This window comes from Streptomyces lomondensis, assembly GCF_014651035.1.
Classification (GTDB): domain Bacteria; phylum Actinomycetota; class Actinomycetes; order Streptomycetales; family Streptomycetaceae; genus Streptomyces; species Streptomyces lomondensis.
In genome coordinates this window covers 1-21,008 of the sequence record NZ_BMWC01000010.1, presented here as the reverse complement: position 1 = coordinate 21,008, position 21,008 = coordinate 1, and the positions used below count along the sequence as shown (strand labels likewise).

12 protein-coding genes are annotated in these 21,008 nt (G+C 72.4%); 10 read left to right on the top strand and 2 right to left on the bottom strand.

Going from position 1 to position 21,008, the window contains the following annotated elements:
• Window positions 1-69 precede the first annotated feature (69 nt).
• Complete coding sequence (locus tag IE255_RS28695) at window positions 70-1,314, bottom strand: L,D-transpeptidase (protein WP_190053300.1); 1,245 nt, start codon at window positions 1,312-1,314, stop codon at window positions 70-72.
• A 186-nt stretch (window positions 1,315-1,500) separates the two neighbouring features.
• Between IE255_RS28695 and glgX the strand changes: the two genes are divergently transcribed.
• The 8 genes from glgX to IE255_RS28655 all read left to right on the top strand — a co-directional run bounded on the left by glgX (window position 1,501) and on the right by IE255_RS28655 (window position 15,866).
• Window positions 1,501-3,753 (top strand): glycogen debranching protein GlgX, encoded by a 2,253-nt coding sequence (gene glgX / locus IE255_RS28690; RefSeq protein ID WP_190053299.1) that lies wholly within the window; start codon window positions 1,501-1,503, stop codon window positions 3,751-3,753.
• 231 nt (window positions 3,754-3,984) lie between these two features.
• Window positions 3,985-5,790: an ABC transporter ATP-binding protein gene (locus IE255_RS28685; protein WP_190053298.1), complete on the top strand. Its 1,806-nt coding sequence runs from the start codon at window positions 3,985-3,987 to the stop codon at window positions 5,788-5,790.
• Window positions 5,787-7,646 (top strand): ABC transporter ATP-binding protein, encoded by a 1,860-nt coding sequence (locus tag IE255_RS28680; RefSeq protein WP_190053297.1) that lies wholly within the window; start codon window positions 5,787-5,789, stop codon window positions 7,644-7,646. Before IE255_RS28685 ends, IE255_RS28680 begins: the two co-directional genes overlap by 4 nt.
• Window positions 7,647-7,668: 22 nt before the next feature.
• Complete coding sequence (locus IE255_RS28675) at window positions 7,669-9,423, top strand: ABC transporter transmembrane domain-containing protein (RefSeq protein WP_190053296.1); 1,755 nt, start codon at window positions 7,669-7,671, stop codon at window positions 9,421-9,423.
• The gene (locus IE255_RS28670) at window positions 9,420-11,192 is read left to right on the top strand and encodes an ABC transporter ATP-binding protein (RefSeq protein WP_190053295.1); all 1,773 of its coding nucleotides are present in this window, start codon (window positions 9,420-9,422) and stop codon (window positions 11,190-11,192) included. The genes IE255_RS28675 and IE255_RS28670 overlap by 4 nt, the downstream gene beginning before the upstream one ends.
• 170 nt (window positions 11,193-11,362) lie before the next feature.
• Window positions 11,363-13,423, top strand: coding sequence for a M4 family metallopeptidase (locus tag IE255_RS28665; protein WP_190053294.1), 2,061 nt, complete (start codon window positions 11,363-11,365; stop codon window positions 13,421-13,423).
• A 196-nt stretch (window positions 13,424-13,619) separates the two neighbouring features.
• Entirely contained in the window at window positions 13,620-15,266 is a 1,647-nt protein-coding gene (locus IE255_RS28660) for a M4 family metallopeptidase (RefSeq protein WP_190053293.1), read from the top strand.
• Window positions 15,267-15,326: 60 nt separating this feature from the next.
• Window positions 15,327-15,866: a DUF1990 domain-containing protein gene (locus IE255_RS28655; protein ID WP_190053292.1), complete on the top strand. Its 540-nt coding sequence runs from the start codon at window positions 15,327-15,329 to the stop codon at window positions 15,864-15,866.
• Between the two features lie 52 nt (window positions 15,867-15,918).
• Here the strand turns inward: IE255_RS28655 and IE255_RS28650 are convergent, their stop codons facing one another.
• Complete coding sequence (locus IE255_RS28650; RefSeq protein WP_190053291.1) at window positions 15,919-18,537, bottom strand: glycosyltransferase family 1 protein; 2,619 nt, start codon at window positions 18,535-18,537, stop codon at window positions 15,919-15,921.
• Between the two features lie 277 nt (window positions 18,538-18,814).
• Here IE255_RS28650 and IE255_RS28645 point away from each other — a divergent pair, with 277 nt between their 5' ends.
• Entirely contained in the window at window positions 18,815-20,017 is a 1,203-nt protein-coding gene (locus IE255_RS28645; RefSeq protein WP_190053290.1) for a S8 family peptidase, read from the top strand.
• Between the two features lie 215 nt (window positions 20,018-20,232).
• Window positions 20,233-21,008 (top strand): maltotransferase domain-containing protein (locus IE255_RS28640; protein ID WP_190053289.1); only part of this gene is annotated, 776 nt, incomplete at its 3' end.

Below are 21,008 nucleotides of genomic sequence, written 5' to 3'. Positions count from 1 at the left end.
CCCCGGCGGCCCATGATTGTCACTGTTCAGTCCCAACGGGATCTCGGGCCGATCCGCCCCTCTGTCGGCCTACTTCACCGCACTGCCCGCCTTCCATGCATTCCAGCCCATATTCCAGCCTCCGAGCCCGTTGTCGGGAGCGACCTTTTTGTCATTGCTGTTGACGACCTCGACGACGTCCCCGATGAGGCTGCGGTCGAAGAACCAGCCGGCCGGGGTGTCCGAGCCGCCGCCCTTCACGTCGCGCAGCCCGACACAGCCGTGGCTGACGTTGGTGCGGCCGAAGACGGTGTGGTGCGCCCAGTAGTTGCCGTGCAGGAAGGTGCCGGAGTCGGTCAGGCGCATGGCGTGCGGGACGTCCGGGATGTCGTACTCGCCCTTGCCGTTGCGCTTCTTGAAGCCGACCGTGGCGCCGTTCATCCGGGTGACCTCGAGCATCTCGGTCACCACCATCTTGCCGTTGTACGTGGTGGTCTTCGGGGCGCCGGCCGTGATCGGCACGGTGGCGAGCGGCTCGCCGTCGCGCCGGACCTCCATGGTGTGCCGGGCGGCGTCGACGACGGAGACCTGGCTGCGGCCGACGGTGAAGGAGAACGTCTTGTGCTGGAGGCCGTAGACCCCGGGTGCTCCTTCGACGTCCCGCAGGCGCAGGGCGACGGTGACCTGGGTGCCGGGCTTCCAGTAGTGCTCGGGGCGGAAGTCCAGGCGGGACCGGCCGAACCAGTGGGGGCGGATCTCGACGGCCGGCCGGGCGGTGACCCGCACCGCGCGTTCGACGGCGGCGCGGTGCCTGATCTCCCGGTTGAACTCCAGGGAGACGATCATGCCGGTGCCGACCGTGGCACGGTTCTCCGGGGCGACGTACCCGATGAAGCGCTCCTCGGGGACGTACGTGGTGAAGGTGGTGTGCCGGGCCGAGCGGCGTCCGTCGCCGTCCACGGCCACCGCGTCGATCGTGTACTTGGCGGCCAGCGCGAGCCGCTCCTCGTCGGGTGCCCAGGACAGGCCGTCGGCGGAGATGCGCCCGGGCACACGGGACTCCTGGGCGTCCTGCGATCTGACGACCCGCACCGACTCCAGCCGGCCGTCGGGCACGCGCACCCGGAGCTTCTTCCCGGGGCGCACACCCCTGCTGCCGTCGTCGGGCGACACCCGGATGACGTCCTCGGGCGCCGGGGGCGCGCCGAACGCCCCGGTGACTCCGCCCGCGTCGTCCGAGGTACAGCCCGTGGCCCCGGCCAGGAGCCCTGCCCATGTCACTACGGCGGCCAGCGCGGCCCTCGCGCGCCGCGCGCGCCCTTGTACGTGCCTCACGAGGTGCCCAACGACCGGGCGCGTCCCCGGGAAACGACCATGCCCGCCCCCAGGGAAACGTGAGTGCGACCTACGCTCTGGGCAGAACAGTGGGGAGGACGACGCGCAGGGGAGCCGCGGACCGGGCCGCAGCAGGGCCGCACCCCTCTGCCCCCCGTCGTCCCACGAGCCGCGGGAGGCTGACAGGTGTCCAGCGCAGCCGAGCAGGAGGCGGTGGCCGGTCCTCAGGCCACCGGGAACGGGCGCCAGGCCGCCGCCGCGAACGGCGTACGGCGGGCCGCGCCGCCGCCCGCGGTGCCCGCCTGGCCGGGCGCGCCGACGCCGCTGGGCGCCCGGTTCCGGGTCGGCCCGGACGGGGTGGCCGGGACCAACTTCGCGTTGTGGGCGGGCGGGGCCGAGGGGGTCGAGCTGTGCCTGTTCGACGAGGCGGGCAAGGAGTCGCGGGTCCGGCTGGCCGAGCTGACCCACGAGATCTGGCACGGCTTCGTCCCGGGCGTGCTGCCCGGGCAGCGCTACGGCTACCGGGTGCACGGCCGCTGGGACCCCTGGACCGGTGCCCGCTGGAACCCGGCGAAGCTGCTCCTCGACCCGTACGCGCGTGCGGTCGACGGTGACTTCAGCCTGCCGCCGGAGGTGTACGGGCACGTCCGCGACTGGCCGCAGCAGCACGTCGCCGACACGGTGCGCGACGACCGGGACTCGGCGCCGTACGTGCCGAAGGGCGTCGTCGTCCACGATGACGACGACTGGGCGGACGACCGCCGCCCGAAGACGCCGTGGGCGGACTCGGTGATCTACGAGCTGCACGTCAAGGGCTTCACGCAGCTGCACCCGGACATCCCCGAGGAGCTGCGCGGCACCTATGCCGGCCTCGCGCACCCGGCGGCGATAGAGCACCTGGTGAAGCTGGGTGTGACGGCGGTGGAGCTGCTGCCGGTGCACCAGTTCGCCCACGAGGACCACCTGCTGCGCAGAGGGCTCAGGAACTACTGGGGCTACAACTCCATCGGCTACTTCGCCCCGCACGCGGCCTACGCCGCCTCCGGCACGAGGGGCCAGCAGGTCGGCGAGTTCAAGCGCATGGTGCGCGCTCTGCACGCGGCCGGGATCGAGGTCATCCTCGACGTGGTCTACAACCACACCGCCGAGGCCGGCGAGCTCGGCCCGACGCTCTCCCTGAAGGGCATCGACAACCGCGGCTACTACCGCCTCCAGGACGACGCCCGCCGCTACGCCGACTACACCGGCTGCGGCAACACCCTGCACGTGGTCCAGCCGCACGTCCTGCGCCTGATCACGGACTCGCTGCGGTACTGGGTGACGGAGATGGGCGTGGACGGCTTCCGCTTCGACCTGGCGGCGGCGCTGGCCCGCTCCATGCACGACGTCGACATGCTCTCCCCGTTCCTGGCGGTCATCGCCCAGGACCCGGTGCTGCGCCGGGTGAAGCTGATCGCGGAGCCGTGGGACGTGGGGTCGGGCGGCTACCAGGTGGGGGCGTTCCCGCCGCTGTGGACGGAGTGGAACGACCGGTACCGCAACGCCGTACGGGACTTCTGGCGGCACGCGCTGCCCGACGTACGGGAGATGGGCTACCGCCTGTCGGGCTCCAGCGACCTGTACGCCTGGGGCGGCCGCAGGCCCTACGCCTCCGTCAACTTCATCACCGCGCACGACGGCTTCACCCTGCGCGACCTCGTGTCGTACGAGCGCAAGCACAACGAGGCCAACGGCGAGGGCAACCGGGACGGCACGGACGACAACCGCGCCTGGAACTGCGGCACCGAGGGCGAGACGGACGACGAGGGCGTGCTGGCCCTGCGGCGCCGGCAACTCCGCAACCTGCTGACCACGCTGCTGCTGTCCACGGGCGTGCCCATGCTGGTCGCCGGCGACGAACTGGGCCGCACCCAGCGCGGCAACAACAACGCCTACTGCCAGGACAACGAGATCAGCTGGCTGGACTGGGGGCTGCTGGCGGACCCGGGCTGGAAGGCCCTGTTCGAGCTGACCTCCCGGCTGATCGAGCTGCGCCACCGGCATCCGGTGCTGCGCCGCCGGGCGTTCTTCTCCGGCCGGGCCCAGACCGCGGACGGCCTGCGCGACCTGGCCTGGTTCACCTCCCGGGGCACGGAGATGACGGAGCAGGACTGGTACGCCCCCGCCGCCACGCTGGGCATGTACCTGTCCGGCCGGGACATCCCGGGCCGGGACGCGCGCGGCGACCAGATCCTCGACGACAGCTTCCTGGCCGTGCTGCACGCGGGCGAGGCGCCCGTGAGCTTCGTCCTCCCCGGGCCCCCGTGGGCGGAGCGGTACGAGGTCGTCGTCGACACCGGCCTGGAGGAGCAGGGGGAGGCGCCGGGGGTGGAGCACCGGGCGGGGACGGAGATCACGATGCCGGCGCGGGCGGTGCTGCTGCTGCGGGTGGCGGACTGAGGCATCGTTTCGGCTCGCGTATCGGGTCCCGTTTCGGGTCGGCCGTCGCGCTCGAACGGGCATCAGCCGATCGGTCGACGCGTCGTTACGACTCGGCGGGTGCCGCCGTGCGACTCGGTGTGGTGCCGCCGTGCGGCCGCTCGAACACGCAGGTCGTAGGACCAACGGCCGATCCGGGTCCGGCGGAAACTCGGTGGGCAGTGTCAGTGGCGATCCGTACGCTCGCTGCTGATGGCCACGACACCCGCCCCCGCCCAGCACCGTTCCGCCGTGCGCACGCTGCTGCGCCTGTGGCCGTACGTGCGGCCCGTGCGGGCGCGGCTGTTCACCGCGGCGTTCGTGGCGATACTCGCCTCCTGCATGGGACTGGTGATCCCGCTCGTCCTGAAGTGGATGGTGGACGGGCCGGTCGCCGACCGGGACCCGGCCGGGGTGTGGCTCGGCGCGCTGTACCTGCTGCTGCTCGGCTTCGCGGAGGCCCTGCTGTTCGGTCTGCGGCGCTGGCTGGTGGCCCGCCCGCTGTCGCACGTCGAGGCGTCGATGCGGGCGGCCCTGTACCGGCACCTCCAGCGGCTGCCGGTGTCCTTCCACGACCGGTGGGCCTCGGGGCAGTTGCTCTCCCGGGGGACGACGGACCTGATGCTGCTGCGCATGTTCCTCGCCTTCCCGCTGACGTTCCTGCTGGTCAACGGGGTGACGATCCTCGTGGGCGTGGTCATCATGCTGCTCCAGGACTGGACGTTGGGGCTGGTCATCCTCGGGCCCGCCGTGCCCGTCATGGTCACCTGCGTGATCTTCGAGAGGCGCTACGCCGAGGTGGCGCGGCGCGCCCAGGACCAGGTCGGCGACCTGACCACGGTCGTCGAGGAGAGCGTGCTCGGCATCCGCATCATCAAGGGCTTCGGCCGCCACCGGAGTCAGGCCCGGGCGTTCCGGGAGCTGTCGCGGACGCTGCGCGGCACGGAGCTGCGCAAGGCGCGGCTGCTGGCGACGATCTGGGGCGTCATCGTGACGCTGCCGGAGGTGGCGATCGGGGCGGCGCTGGTGGTGGGGGTCGTGCAGGTGGCCGACGGGGAGCTGTCGGCGGGGACGCTGGTGGCGTTCCTGTCCACGGCGCTGGCGTTGCGGTGGCCGGTGGAGTCGATCGGGTTCCTGCTGGCGATGAGCCAGGAGGCGGCGACGGCGACGGAGCGGTACTTCGAGGTGATGGACGAGGAGGCCGAGGGGGCGGCGACCAACCCGAGTCCCCCCTCAACACGGGGCGCCGACAAGGGACTTCGCTTCGACGGCGTCACCTTCCGCTACCCGGACGCCCCACCCGGCACCCCGCCCCTCCTCCAGCGCATCGACCTGCACATCCGCCCGGGCGAGTCCATGGCCCTGGTCGGCGCGACCGGCAGCGGCAAGACCACCCTCACCGCGCTCGTCCCCCGCCTCTACGAGGTGACCTCGGGCCGCATCACGCTCGACGGCGTCGACATCACCGACCTGTCCCGAGAGGCCCTGCGCGCCAAGGTCGCCGTCGCCTTCGAGGAACCCACGCTCTTCTCGGCCTCGGTCGGCGACAACGTTCTCATGGGCGCCGGCGACACCGCCGGTACCACCGAGCTGGAACGCGCCCTGGCCGTCGCGCAGGCCGACTTCGTCCACGCGCTGCCGCAGGGGACGGACACCCAGGTCGGTGAGCAGGGCCTCAGCCTCTCCGGCGGCCAGCGGCAGCGCCTCGCCCTCGCCAGGGCCGTGGTCGGACGGCCGGAGTTCCTCGTCCTGGACGACCCGCTGTCGGCCCTGGACGTGCACACCGAGGCCGCCGTGGAGGCCGCCCTGCGGCAGGTCCTGGCGGACACGACCGCCCTGATCGTGGCGCACCGCCCGTCCACGGTGCTGCTCGCCGACCGGGTCGCGCTGCTGTCCGGCGGCCGGATCGCCGCGGTCGGCACCCACCAGGAACTGCTGCGGACGAACGCCGAGTACGCGCACCTGATGTCCGGGGAACAGTCACGGGAAGAGTCAGGGGAACAGGAGGACGCACGATGACGGCGGCCACCACCGCACCGGCCGGCAGCAAACCCGACGACCGATCCCCCGGCACCGGCGATACCGGCGACCCCTTCGACAAGGACGTCCTGCCCACTCCCCCGGGCGCCACCGCCGCCCTCCTCCGCTCCCTGCTCGCGCCCAGGAAGGCCCGCGTCGCGGTCACGACGCTGCTCCTGCTGCTCCAGCAGGCGGTGGTGCAGGCGGGCCCGCTGTTCGTGGCGTACGCCATCGACCGTGCCGTACCGGCGTTCCGGGCGCACGACCACGGGCCGCTGATCGCGGTGGGCGTCGGATACCTGGCGTGCGCAGTGGCCGCGGGCGGACTGCAGTGGGCGTTCATCGCCGCCGCGGCCCGCGTCAACCAGGACGTGCTGCTGGACCTGCGCGGCCGGATCTTCCGCCACGCGCAGGCACTGAGCGTCGACTTCCACGAGCGCTACACCTCGGGCCGGCTCATCTCCCGCTCCACGACGGACGTGGAGTCGCTGCGCGAACTGCTGGACGAGGGCCTCCAGGAACTCGTGACGGTCATCCTGTCCTTCGTCTACATCTCGGCCATGCTGCTCTGGCTCGACCTGGGCCTCGGCGGCGTGGCGGTGGCGTCCCTGGTGCCGCTCTACGCGCTGGTGCGGCTGTACCAGCGGCGCGCCCGGCGGGTGTACCGGGCGCGGTCCACGGCCATCGCGGCCGTCATCGTCAAGTTCGTCGAGACCATGAACGGCATCCGCCCGGTGCGCGCCTTCCGCCGCGAGGCCGCCAACGACGCGGACTTCGGCGCGCTGAACCGGCGGCACGAGCGGACCAACGGCGACGCGCTGCTGGAGATGGCCCGGTACGTCACCGGCTCGCGGCTGGTCGCCAACACGGCGGTCGCGGCGATCGTGCTGTGGGGCGCCTACCGGGTCGCGGACGGCACCCTGGCCCTCGGTGTGCTGGCGGCGGCCGTGCTGTACCTGCGGCGGCTGTACGACCCCATCGACCGGTTCGGGATGTTCCTCAACTCCTACCAGTCGGCGGCGGCCTCGCTGGAGAAGATCGCCGGGCTGCTCGCCCAGACGCCGTCCGTGCCCGAGCCGTCGAGCCCCCGGCAGCTCCCGCCCCTGGAGAGCGAGCACCCGGGCCGCGAGGTCGTCTTCGACGGCGTCCGCTTCGGCTACCGCACCGGCGGCGAGGTCCTGCCCCGCTTCGACCTGACGCTCCCGGCCGGCCAGACGGTCGCCGTCGTCGGCTCCACGGGCGCCGGCAAGTCGACGCTGGCCAAGCTGCTCGCCCGGTTCTACGACCCCTCCGACGGCCGGGTGCTGCTCGACGGCGTCGACCTGCGCGACCTCCCGATGCCCGAGTTGCGGCGCGGGGTGGTCATGGTGACGCAGGAGGCGTTCCTGTTCTCCGGCACGGTCGCCGACAACATCGCGATCGGCCGCCCGGACGCCACCCGGGAGGAGACAGAGCAGGCGGCGAAGGAGATCGGCGCGCACGACTTCATCAGCGCCCTGCCCGACGGCTACGACACCGACGTCCGCAAGCGGGGCGGCCGGATCTCCGCCGGCCAGCGGCAACTGGTCGCGTTCGCACGGGCGTTGCTGGCGGACCCGGCGGTGCTGATCCTCGACGAGGCGACCAGCTCGCTGGACATCCCCGGCGAGCGTGCGGTGCAGCGGGCGATGGCGACGGTGCTGAAGGGCCGTACGGCGGTCGTCATCGCGCACCGGCTGTCGACCGTGGAGATCGCCGACCGCGTCCTGGTGATGGAGCACGGGCGGATCGTCGAGGACGGCCGACCGGCGGAACTCGTCGCGGGCACGGGCAGGTTCGCCGATCTGCACCGGGCCTGGCGGGACAGCCTGGCGTAGGGCACGGGTGGAGGGCGGGCGGATGATCGACGCGTACGAGGACCCCGGCACCCCCGACCACCGCGGCGGGGCCCGCTACCTGTGGTGGCTGGTCGCCCGGCAGCCCGGGCGGTGTGCCGCCGGGGCGATGTTCGGCAGCGTGTGGATGGTGTTGCTCGCGGCCACGCCGTACCTGATGTCCCGGGCGATCGACGACGGTCTGGAGCCCGGCGACATGGGCGCGCTGGTGCTGTGGAGCGGGGCGCTGTTCGCGGTGGGCGCGTTCAACGCCTGGCTGGGCATCATGCGACACCGCACCATGACCCGGGTCCGCATGGACGCCAACTTCCGCACGGTGAAGGTCGTCGTCGGCCAGGCGGTCCGGCTCGGCTCCGCCCTGTCCCGGCAGATGAGCGCCGGCGAGGTCGTCACGATCGGCGTGGGCGACGTCCAGACGATCAGCCAGTCCCTGACGGTCGTCGGCCCCGGCGTTGGCGCGGTCGTGGCGTACCTGGTGGTCGCCGCCCTGCTGGTCTCGGTCTCGCCGCTCATCGCCGCGGTCGTCCTGCTCGGCATCCCCGCGATCGTCCTCTTCGTCGGCCCGCTGCTCGGCCGGTTGCAGGGCTCCGAGACGGAGTACCGCGAACGGCAGGGCGTCCTGACGGCCCGCATCGGCGACCTCGCGGGCGGCCTGCGGGTCCTCGGCGGCCTGGGCGGCAAGGGCCTGGTGGCGGACGCCTTCCGCCGCGACTCGCAGCGGCTGCGCGAACAGGGCTACCGGGTCGGCGCGGTGACCAGCTGGGTCCAGGCCCTCGGCATCGGCCTGCCCACCCTGTTCCTCGCGGTGGTGACCTGGCTGGCGGCCCGCCTGGCCGCGCAGGGCGACATCACCGTGGGCCAGTTGGTGGCCGTCTACGGCTATGTGGCGGTCCTGGTGGGCCCGGTGTCCTTCTGGGTCGACTGCGGCTACCAGATCAGCCGCGGTCTGGTGTGCGCGCGCCGGGTCGTCCGCTTCCTGCGCCTGGAGCCGATGCCGGACACGGGCATCCGGGACGCCCCGTCCGAGCCCTCGGCCCTGTACGACCCCGACTCCGGCGTACGCATCCTGCCGGGCCGCCTGACGGCCCTGGTGGCGGACCACCCGGCGGACGCCACGGCGATCCTGGACCGCCTCGCCCGCTACACCCCCTCGGACGTGACCTGGGGCGGCGTACGCCTGGACGACATCGCGCTTCCTCAGATCCGAGCCCACATCCTGCTGGCCGACCACGAGTCCGACCTCTTCGCCGGAACTCTGCAGGACATGATCAGCCCTTCTTTCAGGGGCGCGGGGAACTGCGCGACCAGCCACACACAACCCGCACCCGCGCACGGCGAACAAGCGGCACTTCAAAACGCGCTCCACACCGCCGCAGCCGAAGACATCGCCCAAGCCCTCCCCCACGGCCTGAACACCCCCATGACCCCCCAGGCCCGCACCCTCTCCGGCGGCCAACGCCAACGCGTCCGCCTGGCCAGAGCCCTCCTCGCCGACCCGCAGATCCTCCTCCTCGTCGAGCCCACCTCCGCCCTCGACGCCCACACGGAGGCCACCGTCGCCGCCCGGCTCGGAAAAGCCAGAGAGGGCCGCACGACCGTCGTGACCACCACCTCCCCCCTCGTCCTGGACCACACGGACACGGTCCTCTACCTCCAGGACGGCAAGGTCGCGGCCTCCGGCACCCACCACGAACTCCTCGGCACCACCCCCGGCTACCGAGCCGTCGTGGCGAGGGACAGCGAGGAGGCCCCGGGATGAGCCGCGGTCATCTCCCCGTCGCCGAACGGCGGGACGTCCGGCGCGCCCTGCTGGACCTCGTCCGGGCGGACCCCCGGGCCTTCGGGGCGGCCCTCGCCCTCAACTCCCTGGCCGCCGCAGCCGGTCTGGCAGGACCGTGGCTGCTCGGCCGCATGATCGACGACGTACGGGCCGGGCACGGCGTCACCGCCGTGGACCGCCTCGCCCTGGCCCTCCTGCTGTGCGCCCTGGCCCAGTTGCTCCTGGCCCGCTGGGCCCGCTACGTGGGCCACCGCTTCGGCGAACGCACCCTGGCCCGGGTGCGGGAGCGGTTCGTCGACCGCGCCCTCGCCCTGCCCGCCTCGGTCGTGGAACGGGCCGGCACCGGCGACCTGACCGCCCGCGGCACGTCGGACGTGACGACCGTCGGCAACACCGTGCGCGACGCCGGTCCGGTCCTGTTCGTCAACCTCGTGCAGGCCCTGTTCCTGGTCGCCGCGGTCTTCCTGCTGGACCCGCTGCTCGGCGTCCTCGGCGTGCTGGGTCTGACCCCGATCGGGTGGGCGCTGCGCTGGTACCTGCGCCGGGCCCGGGACGGCTATCTCGCCGAGGGCGCGGCCACCTCCGACGTCGCCGAGATTCTCGCCGCGACCGCGGCCGGGGCGCGCACGGTGGAGGCGTTCCGGCTCCAGGAGCGGCGGACGGCCGCGAGCCGGGACGCCCTGGAGACGTCCCGCCGCACCCGCTTCCACACGCTCTACCTGCGTTCGGTGTTCTTCCCGGCGGTGGAGGTGTCGTACGTGCTCCCGGTCGCCGGCGTGCTGGTGATCGGCGGGGCGCTGCACTCGTCCGGCGCGCTGAGCCTCGGGGCGGTCGTGGCGGCGGCCCTGTATCTGCACCAGCTGAGCCAGCCGCTCGACGAGATCCTGGTCCGGGTCGAGCAACTGCAGAGCAGCGGGGCCTCCTTCGCCCGGGTGGAGGGGCTGGCCCGGGTGCCGCGGGCCGCCGGGGAGGGCGACTGCCCCGATCCGGACGGCGACCGCATCGACGTCACCGGTGTCCGCTACGCCTACGACGGCGGCGTCGAGGTGCTGCGCGGGGTCGATCTGACGGTGACGCCCGGGGAGCGGCTGGCCGTGGTCGGGCCGTCCGGGGCCGGGAAGACCACGCTGAGCCGGCTGATGGCGGGCATCGACGCGCCGACCGCCGGCTCGGTGACGGTCGGCGGCGTGCCCGTCGTCGGTCTCGGCCCGGAGCGGCTGCGCCGCCAGGTCGTTCTGGTCACCCAGGAGCACCGCGTGTTCCTCGGGACGGTCCGGGACAATCTGCGCATCGCCGAACCGGGCGCCTCGGACGAGGAGTTGTGGAAGGCGCTGGCCGTGGTCGGCGCCGACCCGTGGGTGCGGGAGCTGCCGGAGGGCCTGGACACCCCGCTCGGCCAGGGCGGCTGCCGCACCGACGGTTCGCAGGCCCAGCAACTCGCCCTGGCCCGGGTGGTGCTGGCGGACCCGCACACGCTGATCCTCGACGAGGCGACCGCCCTGCTCGACCCGACGACCGCCCGGCACACCGAGCGCGCCCTGGCCGCCGTCCTCGAAGGGCGCACCGTCATCGCCGTCGCACACCGGCTGCACACCGCGCACGACGCCGACCGCGTGGCCGTGATGGAGGACGGCAGGCTGACCGAACTCGGCACGCACGACGAGCTGGTGGCGGCCGGCGGGGCCTACGCGGCGCTGTGGCACTCCTGGCACGGGGACCTGCCCGGAGAACGCCGAGCGTCCGTATAGCGAACATGAACTTCCGGTCAACGAACCGTTTCCAGCCATCCTCTTGACACGGCCCTGACAGAAAGCGCGCTCCCCTGCCACGCTTCCCACGACTGCTCCACGGCAACCCCACGGCAACACCTCCACCTCCCCAGGCCGGGCGATCCCCGGTCCCGCAGAAGGAGTCAGTGTTGAGAAGCAGTTCCTCGGAAAGAGGCACCTCCCACAGACGCACTCCCCGCACCACCCCCCGCCGCACCGCGGCCGTGGCCCTCGCCGGCGTCGCCGCGCTGATCGCCGCCGCCGTGCAGAGCGGCACCGCCACCGCGGCCCCGGAGAAGGCACCGCAGGCCGCGAGCAAGGCGAACCCCGGCTCGGAGTCGGTCAGGCTCACCCCCGCCCAGCGCGCCGCGCTGATCCGCGAGGCCGACGCCGCCAAGGCGGAGACCGCGAAGGACCTGGGCCTCGGCGCCAAGGAGAAGCTGGTCGTCCGTGACGTCCTGAAGGACCGGGACGGCACCGTGCACACCCGCTACGAGCGCACCTACGACGGCCTGCCGGTCCTCGGCGGCGACCTGGTCGTCCAGAGCACGAAGGCGGACGAGACCGCCGCCGTCGTGAAGGCCACCCGCGCCGCCATCGAGCCGGCCACGACGAAGACCGCGGTGCCCGCCGCGAAGGCCCGGCAGCAGGCCCTGGCCGCGGGGAAGGCCGAGGAGGCCAGGAGCCCCGGCATCAACCGGGAGCCCCGCAAGGTGATCTGGGCCGCGAGCGGCAAGCCGGTCGTGGCGTACGAGACGGTCGTCGGCGGCTTCCAGCACGACGGCACCCCGCAGGAACTGCACGTGATCACGGACGCCACGAGCGGCGAGAAGCTGTACGCGTGGGAGGCGATCGAGAACGGCACCGGCAACACGGTGTACTCCGGCACGGTCGACCTCACCACCACCCAGTCCGGGTCGACGTACAACCTCACCGACGGCGCCCGCGGCAACCACAAGACGTACAACCTGAACCGCGGCACCTCCGGCACCGGCACCCTCTTCTCCGGCCCCGACGACGTCTGGGGCAACGGCAGCCCCTCCAACCTGGAGTCGGCCGCCGCGGACGCGCACTACGGTGCCGCGCTGACCTGGGACTACTACAAGAACGTGCACGGCCGCAGCGGCATCCGCGGCGACGGCGTGGCCGCGTACTCCCGCGTCCACTACGGCAACAACTACGTCAACGCCTTCTGGTCGGACAGCTGCTTCTGCATGACGTACGGCGACGGCTCGGGCAACGCCAACCCGCTGACGTCGATCGACGTCGCCGCGCACGAGATGACCCACGGCCTGACCTCGAACACGGCCGGTCTCAACTACAGCGGCGAGTCGGGCGGCCTCAACGAGGCGACCTCCGACATCTTCGGCGCGACCGTCGAGTTCTACGCCAAGAACTCCTCCGACGTCGGTGACTACCTCATCGGCGAGGAGATCAACATCAACGGCGACGGCACCCCGCTGCGCTACATGGACAAGCCCAGCAAGGACGGCGACTCCAAGGACGCCTGGTACTCCGGCATCGGCTCGATCGACGTGCACTACTCCTCGGGCCCCGCGAACCACTTCTTCTACCTGCTGAGCGAGGGCAGCGGCACCAAGACCATCAACGGTGTCAGCTACGACTCGCCCACCTCGGACGGCCTTCCGGTCACCGGCATCGGCCGGGACAAGGCGGAGAAGATCTGGTTCCGCGCGCTGACCACCAAGTTCACCTCGACCACCAACTACGCGGGCGCCCGCACCGGCACCCTCGCGGCCACCGGTGAGCTCTACGGCACCGACAGCGCCGAGTACAGGGCGGTCCAGGACGCGTGGGCGGGCGTGAACGTCGGCGCCCGCTCCGGCGGCGGAGGCGGCGGCACGTCCTTCGAGAACACCACCGACGTGGCGATCCCGGACCGGGGCGCGGCGGTCACGTCGTCGATCACCGTCTCCGGCCGGACGGGCAACGCGCCGTCCGACCTCCAGGTCGCGGTGGGCATCGTCCACACCTACATCGGTGACCTCCAGGTGCAGTTGGTCGCCCCCGACGGCACGGCGTACACGCTCAAGGGGTACGGCACCGGCGGCAGCGCGGACAACCTGAACACCACGTACACGGTGAACGCGTCCTCCGAGGCAGCCAACGGCGTCTGGCAGCTGCGGGTCCAGGACAACGCGGCACGCGACACGGGCCACATCAACAGCTGGAAGCTCACCTTCCCGTAGGCCCCTTCGACAGGGCGCCGCCCCGGTGGGTTCAAATCCCCCGGAGCGGCGCCCGTTTCACGCTCCGGACGTACACCTCGCCGTCGAATTCCGGCCAACATCACCGAACGCTCCTGACATGCACACGCCCCAGGTGCCACTCTTCCCCCACCTGCCGCACAGCACCACAGCAGTTCCCCCACACCTAGGAGCTTGTGTGACCACCCCCCGCTACGCGCGTCACAGGCGTACCACGCTGGCCATCGCCACCGCAGTCGCCGCCGGCGCCCTGCTCACCACCGGCCTGACCTCCGGCAGCAGCGTCGCCGCCGACTCCGCGAGCGAGCCGACGCTCGCCGCCGCCCCCGTCCTGCTCACCGCGCCCGCCCGCACGGCCCTCATCAAGGAGCAGCAGGCGGACGCCGCCGGGACCGCCGACGCGATAGGCCTCGGCGACCAGGAGGAACTGGTCGTCAAGGACGTCGTGAAGGACGCCGACGGCACCGTCCACACCCGCTACGAGCGCACCTACGCGGGCCTGCCGGTCCTCGGCGGCGACCTCGTCGTGCACGAGTCGAAGTCCGGCAAGCCCCAGGGCGTCACCCGAGCCACGAAGGCCGCGGTCAAGGTCGCCTCCCTCAAGCCCGCGGTCACCGCCGCCAAGGCGGAGAAGCAGGCCGTGACCCTCGCCAAGGCGGCCGGCTCGGAGAAGACCGAGGCGAACTCCACGCCCCGCAAGGTGATCTGGGCGGCCGACGGCAAGCCCACCCTCGCCTACGAGACGGTCGTCGGCGGCCTCCAGGAGGACGGCACCCCGAACGAACTGCACGTGATCACCGACGCCGCCACCGGCAAGAAGCTCTACGAGTACCAGGGCATCGAGACCGGCACCGGCAACACCACGTACAGCGGCAAGGTCACCATCGGCACCACGAAGTCCGGGTCCTCGTACACCCTGACGGACGGCACGCGCGGCGGCCACAAGACGTACAACCTCAACCGCGGCACCTCCGGCACCGGCACGCTCTTCTCCGGCCCCGACGACGTCTGGGGCACCGGCAACCCGGCCGACCTGGAGACCGCCGCCGCCGACGCCCACTACGGCGCCCAGGTGACCTGGGACTTCTACAAGAGCACCTTCGGCCGCAGCGGCATCCGCAACGACGGCAAGGCGGCCTCCTCGCGCGTCCACTACGGCAACAACTACGTCAACGCCTTCTGGTCCGACAGCTGCTTCTGCATGACCTACGGCGACGGCGCGGGCAACACCCACCCGCTGACCTCGCTCGACGTGGCCGCGCACGAGATGAGCCACGGCCTGACGTCGGCCACGGCGGGCCTGAACTACAGCGGTGAGTCCGGCGGTCTGAACGAGGCGACCAGCGACATCTTCGGCGCGGGCGCGGAGTTCTTCGCGGGCAACTCCACGGACGTCGGCGACTACCTCATCGGCGAGGAGATCGACATCCACGGCGACGGCTCCCCGCTGCGCTACATGGACAAGCCCAGCAAGGACGGCGAATCCGCCGACGCCTGGTCCGCGAGCCTGGGCGGCCTGGACGTCCACCACTCCTCCGGCCCCGCCAACCACTTCTTCTACCTGCTGTCCGAGGGCAGCGGCTCGAAGACCATCAACGGCGTGACCTACAACTCGCCCACCTCCAACGGCACCACGGTCACCGGCATCGGCCGCACCAAGGCGCTCCAGATCTGGTACAAGGCGCTGACGACGTACATGACGTCGACGACCAAGTACGCGGGCGCCCGCACGGCGACCCTCAACGCGGCCTCGGCGCTCTACGGCGCGAACAGCACCGAGTACAAGGCGGTCGCGGCCGCCTGGTCGGCCGTCAACGTCGGCTGACCGAAGCACGCCCTACGGGCGGTACCCGGAACGAAGGCAGGTCCGGGTGCCGCCCTACTCTTGGTGACCGTGTCTCATCCGGATTCGAAGGACTTCACCTACGCCGACGTCGGCGCCACCCGCGACCAGGGCTTCTGCCCGCCGGGCTTCCATCCCATGAACGTCCGTACCCGCCTCGGCGAGGGCGAGGAGGTCTTCCGCCGGGCGTCGGAAGCCGTCCTCACGTGGGAGATGCACCGGGCGATGGGCGTCGGCATCGACGCGACCGCCGACCGGGCCGCCCCCGGCGTCGACGTCACCGTCACCCTGGCCGGCATGATCAAGGCCCCCTGCCGCGTGGTCTGGACGGTAGAGGAACCCCGCCGCGCCGGCTGGGCCTACGGCACCCTGACCGGCCACCCCGAGTCCGGCGAGGAGTCCTTCGTGGTCGACCGCACGGGAGACGGCACGGTCTGGCTGACGGTGAACGCCTTCAGCCGTGGCGCGAAGTGGTACGCACGCGCTGGAGGCCCGGCAACCCGGGGCCTCCAACACGCGTACGCACGCAGGTGCGGCACCGTCCTACGAAACTTGGCAACGCAGGGTGGTGAATCGCCCTAAAGGGGCGCGGGGAACTGCGCGACCAGCCCCCACGCACCCGCGGACGGCGAACTCACCGCATCAACAACCCCGCAGCCTCCACCAGTTCCTCAGAAGGCCCGGCCACCAAGCCCAACTCCGCACTGGACGCCAACAGCCGATGCGCGGGAAGGATCCGCACCGTATACCCAAAAGGCCCGGTGCGATCCAGGGACAAGGGCCCCTCATAAACCCAGCGCCCGTCCTTGTCTGGAGACCCCACCGGCTTCAACGGAACGACCGCCGCGTCAGCGATGCGGTCCTCCTCGTCCACCCGCCCCGAAACGACCTGCACTTCCACGTCGTCCGGCCCGAGCTCACCGAGACCGACCCGCACGCGAAGCCCCAGCGTCGTACCCAGCTCCGCCAGCACCTCCGACGCCGACGTCTCCACATGGTCGACGGTGACCCCCGGCCAGGCCGCCCGCACCCTGGTCTTCCACTCGGCGAGATCGCGCGCCGCGTCCAGGCCCATGGACCGGTGGGAGAGCGCAGCGGGCGCGTAGAGCCGCTCCACGTACTCGCGGACCATCCGCCCGGCCAGCACCTTCGGCCCGAGCAGGCTCAGCGTCTGGCGGACCATCTCGATCCACCGGTCGGGCAGCCCGCTCTGCCCGCGCTCGTAGAAGCGGGGCGTCACCCGCTGCTCCAGCAGGTCGTACAGCGCCGCGGCCTCTATGTCGTCGCGGTGGTCCGGGTCGGTCCCGACCCCGTCGGCCGTGGGGATCGCCCAGCCGAAGTCGGGCTGGAACCACTCGTCCCACCAGCCGTCCAGGACGGACAGGTTGAGACAGCCGTTGAGCGCCGCCTTCATGCCGGACGTGCCGCAGGCCTCCAGCGGCCGGAGCGGATTGTTCAGCCAGATGTCGCAGCCGGGGTAGAGCTTCTGCGCCATCGCCATGCCGTAGTCCGGCAGGAACACGATCCGGTGCCGTACCCGCGGATCGTCCGCGAACCGCACCAGCTCCTGCACCAGCCGCTTCCCGCCGTCGTCCGCGGGGTGCGCCTTGCCCGCCACGACGATCTGGACCGGCCGCTCGGGGTGCAGCAGCAGATCCATCAGCCGGTCCCGGTCGCGCAGCATCAGCGTCAGGCGCTTGTACGACGGGACGCGCCGGGCGAAGCCGATGGTGAGGACGTCCGGGTCGAGCACCCCGTCGACCCAGCCCAGCTCGGCCGTGTGGGCGCCGCGCTGCCGCCAGGAGGCCCGCAGCCGCTCCCGCACCTCGGTGACGAGCTGCTCCCGCAGCACCCGCCGCAGCTCCCAGATGTCCTGGTCGGGGATGTCCGCCACCGTGTCCCAGCGGTCCGAGCCGCCGACGGTCAGCGCGTCCTCGGCGCGCTGGGCGCCGATCTGCCGGGCGCCGAGCCGGAACACCTCGGGGGCGACCCAGGTCGGCGCGTGCACGCCGTTCGTCACGGACGTGATCGGCACCTCGTCGGCGTCGAAGCCGGGCCACAGGCCGGAGAACATCTCGCGGCTGACGTTGCCGTGCAGCAGGGACACCCCGTTGGCGCGCTGGGCCAGGCGCAGGCCCATCACGGCCATGTTGAACAGGTTGGGCTCCCCGCCGGGATACGTCTCCATGCCGAGCCGGAGGACGCGGTCGACGTCGATGCGGGGCAGCTCGGCGTCGGGACCGAAGTGCCGGGCGACCAGCTCGCGGTCGAAGCGGTCGATGCCGGCCGGGACGGGGGTGTGGGTGGTGAAGACCGTGCCCGCGCGGACCGCCTCCAGCGCCGAGTCGAAGTCCAGTCCCTCCGCGCAGAGTTCGGCGATGCGTTCCAGGCCGAGGAACCCGGCGTGTCCCTCGTTGGTGTGGAACACCTCCGGCTCGGGGTGACCGGTCAGCCGGCAGTACGTCCGTACCGCCCGGACCCCTCCTATGCCGAGCAGCATCTCCTGGAGCAGCCGGTGTTCGCTGCCGCCGCCGTAGAGCCGGTCGGTGACGCCGCGCTCGCCGAGGTCGTTCTCCTCGACGTCCGAGTCCAGCATCAGCAGCGGGACCCGGCCGACCTGCGCCAGCCAGATCCGGGCGTGCAGCTGCTTGCCGCCGGGCAGGGCGAGGGCGACCTGGGCGGGGGTGCCGTCGGGCTCTTCCAGCTGGACGACGGGCAGCTCGTTCGGGTCGAGAACCGGGTAGTGCTCCTGCTGCCAGCCGTCCCGGGACAGGGTCTGGCGGAAGTAGCCGTGCCGGTAGAGCAGGCCGACGCCGATCAGCGGGACGCCGAGGTCGCTGGCCGCCTTCAGATGGTCGCCGGCCAGGATGCCGAGGCCGCCGGAGTACTGCGGCAGGGCGGCCGTGATGCCGAACTCGGGCGAGAAGTAGGCGACCGCGGCGGGCAGTTCCTCGGGCTGGGTCTGGTACCAGCGGTCGCCGGTCATGTAGTCGTTCAGGTCGCCCGCGACCGCGGCGAGGCGGCGCAGGAAAGGGCGGTCCTGGGACAGCTCGGCGAGCCGCGCGGGCGGCACGCTGCCCAGCAGCCGGACCGGGTCGCCGCCCGAGGCGGCCCAGCGCTCGGGGTCGACGGACTGGAACAGGTCACGGGTCTCCGCATGCCACGACCAGCGCAGATTGCGGGCCAGATCGCTGAGCGGCCGGAGGGGGTCGGGGAGAACGGGTCGGACGGTGAATCGACGGATCGCCTTCACGGGGTTCCACCTCGGCGCGTTCGCTGGATGACGCAGGGCTTCATCGACGTCTCCTACGACAGTACCGGCGTCGGTGCCGCCTCCGCTGAGGCTCCGCCACCGGATACACGATCGACCTGAACAGCACCATCCACGGATTTGGCCGATTCCGCCCCCATAGGCGTCCTTGTGGTGCTTCACACGCCACGAGAGGCTGCCCCTGGCGTACCGGCCCGCGCCGGCCGCACGCGGCACCGCGCGGCAGCCGTACGCCGAGTCGAGGAGGGGAACTCGGAGCATGGCACGGACGCGACGACGGCGTCTGCGCTGGACGGGGGGCCTGGCCGCGGCGATCTCCGCCGTGGTGTTTTCGGCCATCACCCTGCCCGCGCACGCCGTACCGGAGGGGCGGATACTCGGCGCCGGAGGACCCGGTGCCGTGCGGGGAAGTTACCTGGTGACACTGGAGGAGGGCACGCGGGCAGCGTCGGCGGCCGGAAGGAGCCTCGCCCAGAGGTACGGGGTGGAGATCAGCCATACCTACGGCACGGTCCTGAACGGCTACGCGGTCCGGGCGGACGAGAGACGGGCCAGGCGGCTCGCCGCCGACCCCCGGGTCGCCTCCGTCGTCCAGGACACGCGCGTGCGGCTGGACCACACCCAGCGGAACCCGCCCTCCTGGGGCCTGGACCGCGTCGACCAGCAGAAGCTGCCGCTGGACGGCCGTTACACCTGGCCCGATTCGGCGGGCGCCGGGGTGACGGTGTACGTGATCGACACCGGCGTCCGGACCACCCACCGGGACTTCGGCGGCCGGGCCGGCCACGGCTGGGACTTCGTCGGGAACGACAAGATCGCGGCGGACGCCAACGGCCACGGCACGCACGTCGCCGGCACGGTCGCCGGGACGTCGTACGGCGTCGCCAAGAAGGCCCGGATCGTCGCCGTGCGCGTCCTGGACGCCGCGGGCGCGGGCACGACGGCCCGGGTGATCGCCGGGATCGACTGGGTGACCCGGCACGCGAAGAAGCCGGCGGTCGCCAACCTCAGCCTGGGCGGGCCCCGCAACGACCGGCTGGACGCCGCGCTGCGCGCCTCCATCGCCTCCGGCGTGACCTACACGGTCGCCGCGGGCAACGACGGCATGCCGGCCGGCCTGTACTCCCCCGGGAGCGTCAAGGAGGCGCTCACCGTCGGCGCGACCGACCGGAGGGATGCGAAACCGGCCTTCTCCAACCACGGCCCGGCGCTCGATCTGTTCGCCCCGGGCGTCGGCATCACCTCCGCGTCCGCCGCGAGCGACACCGCGCGGGCCGCGTTCTCGGGTACCTCGATGGCGTCCCCGCACGCCGCGGGCGCGGCCGCCCTCTATCTGGCCGACCATCCGAAGGCGCCTCCGGCCCAGGTCACGCGGGCCCTGGTCGCCGGGGCGGCGACCGGGAAGGTCTCCGGCCGGGGCCTCGGTTCGCCGGACAAGTTACTGCGGGTGCCGCGGGGGTAGGCGGAAGCAGCGAAGACGCGCAGGGGCCGGCCTCGTCCGCCGCGGGCGAGGCCGGTCTTGTGTGTCGACATACGCGCGAGTAGTTAACAACGTGCCGGATTGCCCACCCGAATAGGGTGGGAAGGCTCCTCCGGGTACCCCTCTCAGGAGCACCAAGCAGGACCCACCTCCCCACACACATCCGCCCACCCACGTTGACGCGGACAGGAGCGGTCATGCCCGCCAAGCACCATTCGCCAGCACCCCCCAACCGCCGCACCACCGGGGCGCACGCGCCCGGTGGTGAAGCACGCCCCGTGCGCCCGGCCGACGCCGGTCCGCCGGGCTCGCTCCCACCCACCGTGGGCGGGGCGACCGCCGTCGGGCGGATACCCCTTCTCGATGTCCGCCCGGTCGTCCAGCACGGGCGCCGGCCGGCCAAGGCCGTGACCGGCGAGACCTTCGAGATCTCGGCGACCGTGTTCCGGGAGGGGCACGACGCGGTCGCCGCCAATGTCGTCCTGACGGATCCCGAGGGCCGCCCCGGCCCGTGGACGCCGATGCGGGAGCTGGCGCCCGGGACGGACCGGTGGGGCGCCACGGTCACGGCCGGGGAGCCCGGCCTGTGGACGTTCACCGTGGAGGCCTGGGGCGACCCGGTCAGCACCTGGCGCCACCACGCGCAGATCAAGATCCCGGCGGGCATGGACACGGACGTCGTCCTGGAGGAGGGCGCGCGCCTGTACGAGCGGGCGGCCGAGGGCGTGCCCGTGGAGGAGGGCCTGCGGGACGTGGTCCTGGCCGCCGTCGGCGCCCTGCGGGACGAGCACCGCCCGGCCGCGTCCCGGCTGGCGGCGGCGTTGACGCCGGAGGTGGACGCGGTCCTGGCCCGCCATCCCCTGCGCGACCTGGTCACCACCTCCGAGCCCCTGCCCCTGCTGGTGGAGCGGGAACGGGCGCTGTACGGCTCCTGGTACGAGTTCTTCCCCCGCTCCGAGGGCACCCCCGAGCG